This is a genomic window from Verrucomicrobium sp. BvORR106 (assembly GCF_000739655.1).
Lineage (GTDB): Bacteria > Verrucomicrobiota > Verrucomicrobiia > Verrucomicrobiales > Verrucomicrobiaceae > Verrucomicrobium.
On sequence record NZ_BATR01000094.1, the window covers coordinates 129,656 to 142,644 of the forward strand.

Here is a 12,989-nt window from a genome sequence, read left to right on the forward strand (position 1 = left end):
CTGAGAGGGTTGTCAGTTTTTGGTTATGCCGCGCTCAATCAGGCTGCCGTCGGACAGGCGTCGCGTTTCGGAGATGGTTTTCTCCCCTTCGCTGATGATTTGAAAGAAGTCGTTGTTTTGCTGGAGACTTAGCGGGCGGGAGTAGTGAACGTTGTGGATATACTTGGAGTGTTCCACCCCCAGGGGTTCAACGTATTGTCTCCAAAGCAACTGGCCGTCTCGCACTCGGTCGATCTCCACGCCGGTGTCGGCAATGGGGCAATGGCGGATGTACAGCCGGTCATTGCCTGATGGGGCAAGGTCGATGAACATGCCGAGAGTCATCTGGCCATCCACGTCGGGGAATCGTGTCGAAGCAGGCAAGGATAAAGGGGAAGGAGAGGTGGAGGTCTGGTGGGCTTGTTGGCAGCCGTTGGTGGCAAGGGTGCAAACCAGAATCAACAGTAGAACCTGGAGAGGGCGGAGAGGTGTGGACATGGAAAGAGCGGTGGTTTGAAATGAGTTCGAGGAAGTAAACAGGTCTGCGGTGGGTGGGATGGGGCGAAGTGCTACAGAAGACCTGGCAGGACGATTAGACACCCATTGCGAGTTTGGAATCAAGCCAAGGCCTCATGGGAGGCGCAGAGGGAAGGAACGTCGTGGGCCCGGCGCAGGGTCATGGGACGTGCGCATTCAAGCCTGCCATGGCCTCCAGGTCGGTGGTTGATTGAGCGCCAACCGCAATCAGGCAGGACTGCTTGGAAGTCGCGGACTTCAATCGGCGGTACGGGCAGACTAACAAAGACACAGCTACTGGGCGGAGGTGATCGCCTGTCGCATGTTTTCATGGCGGAAGCTTCACGCCAACTGCGTGATACATGAGAGCCCGGGGTCAGGCTGCGAAGCGGCCGCCACCGCTGGTATCGATGGTTGGTGCTGGAACTTCAAGGGAGTTCTACAGACCGTACAGATCACCCTGAGACGACAGTCCTGCATGCGGTGTGCGCCTCAGGGACGTGGCCGCGGTTTGTAGAACTCACTTCGGAGTTCTGGTACACCCGCCTGTGTACCCAGGGTGGCGGCTCGTGCCTCGCCTGACCCTGGGCTACTTTGTATGACGCCCTTGGCGTCAGAGCACTCTCTCGCGAACTAACCTCACGCACATGCGCGCAGCGGGACGGCCCTAGTGCGCGTGAGCGTGGCTCAGGCCATGGGAGCCGTGCCCGGCTCTCTCCTGATCGCGGTAGGCACAGTGACCAGTGCGGCCCAGTTGATCGCACTTGGCGACGATGCGGATGGTCTTCGAAGCCGGCGTAAATCCAAGACGGCGGGTGATGCAGTCTTCCATCACGGCGATGTGATCGTCTTCAAACTCCACGACTCGGTCACAGTCCACGCAGATAAGGTGGTTGTGTTCCGGTTTGTCGAGGAAGTTAGGGTCGTAGTAAGTCTGGTCACGTCCCAGATCCACCTCACGCAGCAACCCACAATCCACCAGCAAGCTGAGGGTGCGGTAAACAGTTGCGCGAGAGATCGTGCGGTCAATGCGGCGCGACATGGCGTGCAGATCTTCCGCGTTGAAGTGTTCCTGCGTACCAAAGGCAGCCTCGATGATTACATCGCGCTGTTTGGTGCGGCGGAGTCCCTTGCTGGCAAGGAAGGATTCCAGGGTCTGTCGAATGGCCTCGGTCATTTCTTATCCATTGTTCTCATGCGGAATGGAATCGTCAACCCTAGATGCATCTGGGTTTGACGGCTGTTTGCTCAGGATGGAGCGTTAGTTGATGTTGATTCTGGATCTCTATAAGCCTGCTGTGCAGAGGGGCAAGTCTGGAAGGGTGCCCCGGCGGGCGGCCTTGATGGCGCTGAGCCTTGCTCTGGCAGTGACGGCCTGTCATCCGGAAAATACGGCACCCGCCAAGCCGTTGGACGCTGCATTTATCCGGTTGTCACCTGCAGAGGTGGCGGCGCTGCCCGCGGCTGTTCGCTTTGATGCGCCGATGGGCACGGAAAGCGGTGCCTTCACTTACAATGCGCAGCGGTTTCGTGTGAACCGGCATCTGGGAGATGACCTCAACGGTATCGGTGGATGGAACTCTGATTTAGGAGATCCCGTCTATGCCAGCGGCGTGGGGAAGGTGATCTATGCGGGCTGGGTGGGGCCGGGCTGGGGGAACATGGTGATTCTTGCGCATCAGGTTCCAGATGCTTCTGCCCCAATGGGTTATCGTGTGTACCAAACCATCTATGCCCACCTGGATGAGATCTTCGCCAAGTACGGGGAGGTATTGGCCCGGGGGAAACCGTTGGGCACGGTGGGGACGGCCAATGGGCGGTACCTGGCGCACCTTCATTTTGAGGTCCGGGAAAGTCTCTCTGTTTATCCTGGCATCGGCTACGCTGACGCTCCCCTGGATCGTGTGCCGCCGGAGGAGTTCTTGAAGCGCTATCGCGGGAAGGGGGGCGATCTGCTTCTCCCAGGAATTCAGGATTGAGATCCTCAGATCGGCAAACGGAGCTGGGTGCGGACCGGCGGGACGAGGGTGGAGACGCCAATGCCGATCAGGCGCAGCGGAGATTTCACCAGCTTGTGGCGGGCGAGGAGGTGGCAGGCCAGTCGGTAGATTTCGTCCGTCTGGGTGAGCGGGTCATCGACGCGGAGCTGCCGGGTGAGGGTGGTGAAGTCGCTGTAGCGCACTTTCACCTGGATGGTCAGAGCTCCGACACCTTCCTTCTCCAAGGTCTGGGCCACATCGAGCGCCAGCTCTTTGAGAGCAGCTCGGAGGGTGGGGCGATCATCGGTATCGTTGAGGAAAGTGTTCTCTGAACTGATGCTTTTGCGCTCGTCGGTGGGATCTACGGGACGGTCATCGTTGCCCATGGCCCGCTGTTTCAGCGTCGCCGACCAGGAGCCGAGGATGTCATTCAACGGAATCGTCGTCTCCTGGAGGTCTCCCACGGTCTTGAAGCCGCGTTCGTTGAGCTCCTTGGCCGTGACGGGGCCGACGCCGTGAATGGCTCCGACGGGCAGAGGGCGAAGGAAGGTGATCTTGTCGCGCTCGCGGATCAGGGTGAGGCCGTCGGGTTTCTGAAAACCGCTGCCAAGCTTGGCGAGGAACTTGTTGGAGCCGAGACCGATGGTGGCGGTGAGCTCCACCTCTTGTTTGATGCGGGCCTTGATCTCACGGGCCAAGGCTTCTGCAGCCTCCAGCGCGGTGTCCTGGTCATCGTAGCCCTGAAAGGAAGGGCTGACATCCAGGTAGGCCTCGTCCACGGAGACCTGCTCGATGCAGGTGCTAAAGTGCTGCAGCACCTGCATGATCTTTACCGACTCCGCGCGGTACACGCTCATGCGAGGGCGGACGAAGATGCCCTGGGGACAGAGCTTCCCGGCGGTGCGGGAGGGCATGGCGGAGTGCACCTTGAACGCGCGGGCCTCATAGCTCGCCGCGCAGACGACGCCGCGCTGATCGGGCGGGGAGCCTACAATGACGGGCTTGCCCTGGTATTCGGGATGATCACGCTGCTCGATGGACGCGAAGAACGCGTCCATATCCACATGCATGACGATCCGGGGCTGAGCCATTCCTGAGAGAGTACGGCGGGCAACCGGCTTTTGACGGCGCCTGGGCCACCTCCTCCTTAGCCCATGGCGCAGAGGTGAGCCAGTGCGGGAAGAGGCTCCGAGTTGGATTCCCGTCGGAAATCGAAGGTGGAGTCTGAAGCAGACGAAGAGCCATCGCCCGCCACTGTCAGCGGAAGGTCCGCATGGAACCGCAGGCGGAACTGCTGCCCGCCGTGCTGGATGAGCAGGAGCGACGGCCGGTCCTGCCCTTCACCACTCCAGAAGCAGTGGCGAATGGCATCCACGAGGCCGGGGATCTTGCCTTGTCCGCGATCCGGGAAGTGGCGTTCCGCGCCTTCGTGAAGCAGTACCCACTTCTGACGTTCCGGGACGCTGCTGATGATGTAAACCAAGTCTTGTGAGGCAGGGGCGGGGGTGAATTTCATGTGTTCATGTGAACACTATGTGGCGCTGATGTCAAAGAAATTTTGGGCGAGAGCGATGAGGGCCAGCGGGCGGAATTGGACGCCATCGGTGCTTCCTTCCTGCTGAGCCTCATCACCCATGCGCTGGGTACCCTGGCAGCCGGCGAGTGTCAGGTTTCGAGCCTGCGATTCGGAGGCGTTGCTGGTTCCAACACATTTTCACGCGCTCCGACGACGGCGGAACGCGGTGAGCAGCAGTCCTGCAAAGAGCAGCAGGGCGCGTGAGGGCTCGGGGACGGCGACGAGAATGCCATGGGAGGCGAAGAGTGAGGTGTCCCACACCCAGTTCGCATTGATGGCGGTGATGTCGGGCAGGTCGAGGTCGTAGAGGAGATTGTCGGCGGCGGTTCCCGTGCGGAACCGGTCGCCAATGGTGAAGCCGTTGAGATTGAGTGCGGTGGTCCAGTCCAGAAGGTCGAACCCATCGCCCCAGTTCACGGTGTACCCGTTGAGGCTGAAGGCGACGGTGCCCCCGGCAATGAGATCGATGCTGCCCCCGGAGTTGACGCGATCGCTGGCCCCGGTCACACGATTGGCGGTGACCGTGTAGCCTGAGACGAGGTTCCCGGAAATATCGAGCGGAGCGGTGTTGCTGCCGGCGAAGCTGATGCCGTTGGCCCCGGCGGCGAGTTCCATGCGGGCCCCGGCGGCGCTCATGATAACATTGCTCCCTGCTCCGGCCGTATTGAAGACGCCCTGCCCGGCCCCGGCATTGTCACCAGGACGAAGCGTGCCTGCGGCCTGGATGGTGACGGTGCTGTTGACGGTGCCGGTACCGGCGAGGTAACCGCCGCTGACGGTCGTGGCGCTGTTCCCGATGGAGCCTATGCCGCTCTGACCGACCTGGAGCGTGCCTGCGGAGATCGTCGTGGTGCCGGTGTAGGCGCTGGAGCCAGAGAGCACCCAGGTGCCGCTGCCGGTCTTGGCGACAGAGACGGCTGTAGGGTTCGTCGAAGCGATGGCCACTGCAATTTCCCCAATCCCCGTGGTGGAGCCGGTGAGCGTCAGGACCTTGTTGCCCGTGTTGGAGGTGATATCCCCCGTGAACTTCCACACCCCGGTGCCAGACATGTCCAGCGTGGGATTCTGTCCGGCTCCGCCATTGAAGTGGAAAGTGCGGTCGCTAGACTCGCCGGTGCCGGTGTACCGGAGGGTGGCGGAGCTGGCGGACCCGACGTGGACGATGGTGCCTGCTCCGAGGTTCCCGACGACGTTCTTGTTGCCGATCTTGGAAACGCTGACAATGAGAGACTGAATGCTGGCCGTGCCGGTGAAGGTGTTGTCTGCCGTGAGCACGACGACGCCGGTTCCGTTCGCAGCATTCCAGAAGTCCACGTTGCTGGCGGTGCCGTTGGCTATGACAGCGTTGATGGTGAGGGTGTTGCCGCTGGTCACGCCGATGTCACCGCTGCCTACGTTGAGGAGGATGCGGCCCGGACCGTTGATGGTGCCGCCTGAGCCGCCTATGAGGGTGGCTCCCGCCAGGGTGAGGTCGGTGGTCAGGTTGAGCACCGATCCGCTGTTCATGGTGAGGAGGTTGAACGAGTTTCCTGAACCCGAGAAGGTGGTGGCGGCGGTGTTGCTGATGGTGACACCGCGAGCCCCCGACTGCGTGATGGAGCCAGCAAGCTCGATGGCAGCGCTGCCGTTGATGGTGAGCGTGGCATTGAGGAGGATGTTGTTGAGGATCTTGCTCAGGCCAGTGAGTGCGAGGGTGCTTTGGAGGTTGGCGCTTCCGTTGACTGTGAGAATGCCTGAACTGAGGGCGTCCTTGTTGCCGAGGGCGAGGGTGCCGCCCACGAGGGAGGTGCCACCCGTGTAGGTGTTGGCGGCCTCCAGCACAATGGTGCCGCTGCCGACCTTGCTCAGGACGCGGCTGCCGCCGGACTCTCCGATGACGCCGCGGATGGTGCCGATCCCAGTGTTGGAGCCGACGAATCCGTCCCCGGTGCCGCTGATCGTTCCGGCGAGCGTGATCGCTCCCTCCCAGATGCTGCCGCTGTCGAGCCGGAGCTGACCGATGGATTCACCCGTGTCACCGCCAGCCAGAGTGAGGCCGCTGGTGTAGGTGATGATGCCGGAACTGAAGACGGTGGCATTGCTGCCCACGTTGATGATGGATCCAGTGCCAAGAGCATTCTCCAGCTGGACTTTGGCACCGCCCGTGATGTTCAGGGTCCCGGTGAAGTCCGTGGAGTGACCGGCGAGTGCGGCGGTGGCGATCTTCGTGATCTGGGTGCCGGTGCCGGTCGTCACGTTGACCGTGCCAGATCCCTGAAGCTTGGCGAGGGTGTAGGTGGTGTTGCCTGCGGTGAGATTGAGCGTGCCGCTCGCTCCCAGACTTACGATACTGGAGCCCAATCCCGCAGCAAGGCCGGTGCTTACCGCTCCGGCATTGATCTGCACGGTGCCAGCAAAGGAGTTGGTGCCATTTAGCAGAAGCGTGCCCAGTCCTTCCTTCGTCAAGGTGTTGAAGCCGGACAGCGTGCCTCCCACCGTGAAGGTGGTGGCGGCATCGGTGATGGTCCAGCTTTGGGAGGAGGCGAGGTGAACGGCGCTGTTGATGGTGTGGTTTCCTGAACCGGCCTGGACCGTGAGGCCGTTGCCAGCGGTGTTCCCGTTCAGGTTGGTGGCATGGATGGTGAGGGTATTGCCGGAGATGGTGACGGCGTTGGCGGCGGCGGGAGTGCCACTGCCGGTGAAAGTGAGGCTGTTGATCTGCGTGTCCTGCCCCAGGGTGGTGGTGAAATTGGTCGTCACAGCATTGTCCGCTGCAAAGAAGACATTGGTGGCGCTGCCCAGGACGCTGTTGCCATCGGTCGTCCCAGCACTGGTGGTGGCGAAGTTCGTGTCACCCGCGACATTGGTGTTCCAAACCGTGCTCCCGGAGGAGGCGTTGCCAGTCCACCAGGCGTTGCCGAGCGTGCTGGCGGTCACGGTCAGTTGCAGGGCGGTGCTGGTGGCGTTCAGAGTGTAGTTGTAACCGCCCACGGGGCCGCCTGCGGTGGGGGCGGGGGTGCCATTGATGGAGAAGGTTCCAGTAATGGTGCTGCCAGTGGCATAGGTCAGCAGGTCATATGTGCCTGCCCCGAGCGTCTGTCCGGAGAGGGCGGTCAAGCTGACTACGGCACCCCCGGCATTCAAGGTCAAACGGCCGGTGTTGGTGATGGCAATCTTGTCCACGGTACTGGTGCCGACTTCAAAATTGAGGGCGGAAGCGGCTCCAGCTGCCCCGCCGAGGGTGAGGAAGGTGCTGTTGGCAGTGGTGTTGCCCTGAATGGTGAGCGTGCCGATGGCGCCGTCCACAAGATCGAGCGCGCCCCGTGAGGCGATGGACGTGCCGCCCGCCACCGTGACTGTGCCGCCGGTGGCCGTGGTGGTGGTGCCGATGGTGCCGGTGCCTCCCAGGCTGCCGCCGTTGACGCTGATCACGGTGGCACCAAGGGAGCCGGTGACATTCATCTTTCCAGCGGAGATGGTGGTGGCACCAGTATAAATGTTGGCGGTGCTCATGGTGAGGGTGCCAGTGCCTTCCTTGGTCACGGCCAGGGCACTGTTGGCTCCGGTGCCGTTCTTGGCTCCGCCTCCGGCGACGACGATGTTTCCCGCTCCGCCGAAGACCACGATGCGGTTCGAGGAAGCTGTGGGGTCGCCCTGGATGGCGGTGGTGGCGTTGTTCAGTGTGAGAGTCCCGGTGTCGGAGTGGATGCGGCCGGTGCCATTGTCCACGGTGATGGTGCCACTCAGGGTGTTGTCCCCCAGGATGCTGCGGATGGCCCCGGCATTGCTGATGCCTGTGGAGTTGTTCAGCGTGATGTTCTCGTTGGTGTTGATCCCGCCTGAGAGTTCCAAGGCACCGCCGCCGCTGACGCTGGTGATGCCAGTGGTGCCGCCCAGAGCGCCGCCGTTGAGGATGCGCACCACGCCGGCGCTGATGGTGAAGGTGCCGGTGTTGCTGAAGGTGTTGGATGCGTGCAGGATGAGCGTGCCGGTGCCGTCCTTGGTGATGCTGGGGTTCGAGGAGCCACCGTGGGTGAAGCTGTCCTTGACCTCTATGGTCCCGGTCCCCCCAAAGGTGAGGGAGTTGTTGCCTCCCACGATGGCATTGCCGCTGGCCACGTCCAGGTTGAGGGTGCTGCCGGAGTCCGCATTGATGCGGGCCGTGCCTCCCAGAGTGATGACGCCGGTGTAGGTGTTTACCCCGCTCACGCTGCGCAGTCCGCCGCCACTTGAGATCCCGGTGCTGGAGAGACTGAGGGCTTCTGCCAGAGTGGTAATGCTGCCCGTGAGCTCCAGAGCTCCCCCGGCCACAACAGTGGTGCCGATTGTGACGGTGCCCAAGGCGCTGCCATGAGTGATCTGCAGCACACCGTTGGTGATCGTCGTGACACCGGTGTGGGTGTTGGCGTTGCTAAAGACAATCCGACCGCCGCCGCCCAGGGTAACGGCCACGGTGCCGTTTCCGGCGTTGTTCGCGATGACGGAGTTGATCGTGAGTGTCTTGGACGTGCTGTAGTTATACAAAACCATTTCGCCTGCGCCAGTGGCTCCGGCGGTGAGCTGTCCGGCGGCCCCGGTGGAGCCGATGGTGAGGTCGCCAGCGGAGGCAGTCATAAGCACGCCACCGGAGGTGCCGAGCTGGAGGCGCGTGTTGCTGTCGTTCAGTGCGATTTCCCTGCTGGCGGTATCGGTAAAGCTCAGCGTGGTCAGTGCCGTGGTGGTGTTGCTGGCCAGGAGGACATTCCCCGTGCTGGTGCCGTCCACCAGGAGGTGGGACGTGGCGGTGTAGGCAGGCAGGGCGGTGACATTTGCGCCTGTCCCGTAGATCAGGTCATTCGCCTGGGCGGTGATCACGCCGCCCTGTACAGCGGCGAAGCTGGTGATCCCGGCACTGGAAGTGTAGGTGAAGGCGGCACCCAGATACCCACTGGGCTGGCTGGTGAAGAACTGACCGGAGGTGGGGGCCACGAAGCGCATGGTGGCGGCACCGCTGCGGCTGATGGTGCCGAGGGTCATGTTCATCGTGTTGTTGGCGGCGGAGAGGAGGGTGATGGTGTTCACCCCTCCGGTGACCGTGAGATTGCCGAAGGTCTGGCTGTTGACGGTGGGCGTGTCCACCGTGCCGGCCTTGCCCTGAAGGGTGAGGAATGCGGTGCCCGTGTTGTTGCCAGCGTTGAAGGCGAGGATGCCAGCAGTGACGCCGTTGTAGAGAATGTTGGTGGTGGGGGCACTGGCTCCGGAGAAGTCCAGCAGAAGCGTGCCCCGGGTGACAGTCGTGGAGCCGGTAAAGGTGTTGATGCCGGAAAGAGTGGCTGTGCCGGTGTTGGTCTTGACCAGGGCCACGATGCCGTTGGAGCCTCCCAAGGAGACGTCACCATTGCGAATCGATCCACTGAAAGTGCCGTTGCCGGTGCCATTCAGCGTCAGGTTGATCGAGCCACTGGCGGCTCCGTTGGTGATGATGCCCGTGCCGGAGAGGACGCCCACGGAGTCGCTTCCACGGAGGTCAAAGACTCCGTTGACGGTGAGCGCGGCACTGTCGCTAAGCTTGTCTGCCTGCAGGGATCTGAGGGTCCCGTCGGTGTTGACGACGATCGCGAAGTCAGTGGAGCCACCGTGGTTGAGCTCGACGACGCCCTGGTTGATGGTGAACTGCCCGACGTTGTTCGGGTCTGCGATGATGCTGAGAAGGCCAGTGCCGTTTTTGATGATCTGGCCCGCCCCGGTGGTGGCAGGGCCGGTGGGACCGGCGAAGATGGTGGTGCCTGCGCCATCGATCGTGAGGTTGTTGTTACCCATGGTGATGGCGGCACCAGTAGCGCCCAAGGTGGTGGTGGCTCCAGCCTCGGTCACGATGGTGGCGGCGGCGGTGAGCGAGACAGCACCAAAGGAGACTCCCGCGGAACCTGAGGAGGTGACGCTGCCCCGGGTGACGGTAAGGGTTTGCGCCCCCATGGTGAGGGTGCCCAGTGTGTGAGTCACACCTGCCCCGGAGGTGAGGCGGTCGGTGATGATCTGGGTGTTTCCCGTGATGGTCGTGTTCCTGCCAAGGGCGAGCACAGTGTCATTGGCCAGCTCCAAGATGCCGCCAGCAAGCGTGAGCGTGCCTGCGCCCAGGGCGGCGTTGTCGGTGGTGGCCCGCAGGGTGCCAGAAGAAAGGGTGAGCGCGCCGCTGAAGGTGTTGGCCGCGCTCAGGACGAGGGTGCCTGCACCCGCTTTGCTCCAGTTGGTGCCACCGACGATTTCGGACACGGTGGCGGTATCGCCCGCCGTGGTGACCGTGACAATGCCATTGGCTCCAAGAGTCAGCGTGCCGTTGCTGGTGGGATCGGCAAGCACATAGCCGCCTGCATTGAAGGTGAGATTGGCTGCCGTGATGGCGGCGTTTACGTCGATGGTCACCCCGGAGCCCCCGAAGGCGGCATTGTTGCCGTTGGTCCATGGGAGTGTGCTTCCATCCCAGTTGGTGGTGCTGAGATCCCACACTGTGGACGGATGGGTGGGATCGTAGTTCTGAGCGACTTGCGCCTTCCCGCTCCATGTGAAAACAAGGCTTGCGAGGAGGGAGGCGGCAGGGGCAATGTACCGACGAAGCGGGCAGGGATGGGACTGCATGGGGGGGGAGGACGGGGGCAATCCACAAACGTCCTCCACTTCAAGCAGAGCCAGCGTAGTCACTCGTCTGGCGGGCTTGCACTCACGGGGGGAGGCTTTTTGAGATTGCGAAGCGGCGAGACTACCGAATTTTGACGAAATCGTCAAAATCGATCTTGTACAGACCTTGTCGATCCAAGCCGTGTTTCCCAGGAATCCTGCAAGTGCCCCTATGGGCCATACGCACTATTTGGCGAGGGCAGGAGTGATCAGCGGCTCCGTGCCTGAAGGCCGGGGGGAAATGGTCGCGACGGTGGCGTGGGGGACGATCACAGGCGCATGGATCTCACCGCGCCAGGCCCGGGGTGGGGTGCCGCGGGCCTCGACGAAGTCCTTGAAGCACTCCAGGTCGCGAGCAATGCGAAGAGAGACGAGGCCGAGGAGGGCGCCGAGGTTCTCCACCACGCCTTCTGGGGCATAAGCCATGCGCAGAGTCACCATGGTGGCATCATCCGCCAGGGGCTCAAAGGTCACGCGGCCAGTGCTGCGGGGGCCTTCGGTGCTTTGCCAGGCAATAAACTGGTCGGGGACCTGCTCGATGATCTCGGCTTCCCACGTCTTGATAAACCCGCCCATCTCCACTTCCCAGTGAAGGTGACTGTCATCTATCTGGCGGACCTCTTGCACTCCTTCCATGAAGTGAGGGAAGTCTTCGAACTGGGTCCATTGGTCGTAAACCACTTTGACCGGTCGTTCGATACGGATGGATTCTTCAACGGAGTTCATTGTCAGGCTGCAAGGAATCAAAGCTATATCGCCCATCGGGGCAGTATTGGACGCCGCGTACACCTTTATGGTGATAGGGTTCTTCGTCGGGGGTGCTGGACGAATGAGGTGGATGGGGAGGCAAGTCCTAGAGTTGGACAAGGCATGTTGGAAATTGCTCACTTTCAGAAATTAATGAATTGTTCTAACGTAACTCGTGGATTGAGGGCGGGTTGATCCATCGAGGTGGGAAACAATACGTGACGGAATGGAGGAGGCGTGGCGCTGGAAGCCTTGATTTTAGGGCAACGGATTGGGTTGGAGGCAAGACTTGCGACATCGCGCAATGAGAGCTTTTCCCCAGCGCGGAGGCTTTATAGAATCATCCGGCCGAAGCTATGACGGCATCCGATTTGAGCGTTATCCCTAACTCGACAGCTGCAGACAGAGCATGACCTCCTTGCCGACGATCTCTCCTCAGGTACCAGCGTTTCAGTGGCCGGAGGCAGGCGGCGAAATGGCGCAGCGGATGGCGGAGTTTGACTGGGCTGCGCATCCACTGGGAGTACCGGAAGGGTGGCCACAGAGTCTGCGCACCACCGTGAGCATCCTGCTGACATCCCGGTATGACATGTGGATGGGGTGGGGGCCGGAGTTTTACTTCTTTTGCAATGATGCGTATCTGCCCACGCTGGGGCTGAAAAAAGACTGGGCGCTGGGGCGACCGGCCTCGGAAGTGTGGGCGGAGGTATGGGATGACGCTGGCCCCCGGGCAGAGTCCGTCCTGCAGACTGGACGGGCCACCTGGGATGAATGCCTGCTGCTCTTTCTGGAGCGGAACGGGTATCCGGAGGAAACCTACCACACCTTCTCCTATAGCCCGGTGCCGGATGATGCCGGGGGCGTGGGTGGGATGCTGTGCGTGGTCACAGAGGAAACGGAGCGGGTGATCGGGGAGCGGCGTCTGGCGGTGCTGCAGGATCTGGCGGAGAGTCTGGCCGCGGCGAGTAGTGGGCAGGCGCTGATGGAGGAGTTGGGAGGCTGTTTGCAACGGCATCGCGTGGACCTCCCGTTCAGCCTGGTGTACCTCTTTGACCAGCACTCCTCCAAGGGATCGGGGCAGGCCGTGCTGCGCAGTGCCACAGGGTGTGTCCCCGGGACCATGCCGGCACCGGCCGTCATTCCATGTCAGGCGGCTGACGATGGCGACGCAAGCCCCTGGCCGGTGGCCCGAATCCTGGCTGAAGGGGAGGCCATGGAGGTCTCGCTGGAAGGTCTGGAGGACCTGCCCTCAAGCCTATACAGCGAACCACGCACCGCACTGGTGCTGCCGTTGTTTCCTCATGGCCAGGAGGAGCCGCCGGCGGGTTTCCTGGTGGCGGGTGTGAACCCCTGCCGGCCCCTGGACGGATCTTACCGTGGTTTCCTTGATCTCGTGGCGGGCCAGATCAGTGCCAGCCTGGCCACGGCGGGCGCGTTTGAGATGGAGCGGGAGCGGGCGGAGTCCCTCCTGGAGCTGGACCGGGTGCGGCGGGAGTCCGCCACGCAGCTTCGCGAGAGCGAGGAAAGAACTCGTCTGGCGGTGGAGGCTGGCAAGGTGG

At 62.1% G+C, this 12,989-nt stretch carries 7 protein-coding genes and 1 pseudogene; 2 read left to right on the top strand and 6 right to left on the bottom strand.

Annotated elements, in window-relative coordinates; genetic code table 11:
* Positions 1–12: 12 nt before the first annotated feature.
* Both BV106_RS15920 and BV106_RS15925 read right to left on the bottom strand, forming a co-directional pair.
* Complete coding sequence (locus tag BV106_RS15920) at positions 13–477, bottom strand: hypothetical protein (protein WP_265595735.1); 465 nt, start codon at positions 475–477, stop codon at positions 13–15.
* A gap of 685 nt (positions 478–1,162) precedes the next feature.
* Complete coding sequence (locus BV106_RS15925) at positions 1,163–1,672, bottom strand: transcriptional repressor (RefSeq protein ID WP_038166270.1); 510 nt, start codon at positions 1,670–1,672, stop codon at positions 1,163–1,165.
* Positions 1,673–1,763: 91 nt separating this feature from the next.
* Here BV106_RS15925 and BV106_RS15930 point away from each other — a divergent pair, with 91 nt between their 5' ends.
* The gene (locus BV106_RS15930) at positions 1,764–2,474 is read left to right on the top strand and encodes a M23 family metallopeptidase (RefSeq protein WP_051945937.1); all 711 of its coding nucleotides are present in this window, start codon (positions 1,764–1,766) and stop codon (positions 2,472–2,474) included.
* Positions 2,475–2,479: 5 nt separating this feature from the next.
* On the opposite strand, the gene dinB is transcribed toward BV106_RS15930, so the two are convergent.
* The 4 genes from dinB to BV106_RS15950 all read right to left on the bottom strand — a co-directional run bounded on the left by dinB (position 2,480) and on the right by BV106_RS15950 (position 11,409).
* A complete protein-coding gene (gene dinB / locus BV106_RS15935; protein WP_038166272.1) occupies positions 2,480–3,565 on the bottom strand; it encodes a DNA polymerase IV in 1,086 nt (361 codons plus the stop codon).
* 56 nt (positions 3,566–3,621) lie between these two features.
* A complete protein-coding gene (locus BV106_RS15940; protein ID WP_038166274.1) occupies positions 3,622–3,990 on the bottom strand; it encodes a hypothetical protein in 369 nt (122 codons plus the stop codon).
* A 198-nt stretch (positions 3,991–4,188) separates the two neighbouring features.
* Positions 4,189–10,644, bottom strand: a complete 6,456-nt coding sequence (locus BV106_RS15945; protein ID WP_038166276.1) for an autotransporter-associated beta strand repeat-containing protein — start codon at positions 10,642–10,644, stop codon at positions 4,189–4,191.
* 225 nt (positions 10,645–10,869) lie between these two features.
* Positions 10,870–11,409, bottom strand: a complete 540-nt coding sequence (locus BV106_RS15950) for an SRPBCC family protein (protein WP_038166278.1) — start codon at positions 11,407–11,409, stop codon at positions 10,870–10,872.
* Between the two features lie 430 nt (positions 11,410–11,839).
* Here BV106_RS15950 and BV106_RS15955 point away from each other — a divergent pair.
* Positions 11,840–12,989 (top strand): annotated as a pseudogene (locus BV106_RS15955) (histidine kinase); the annotation flags it as partial.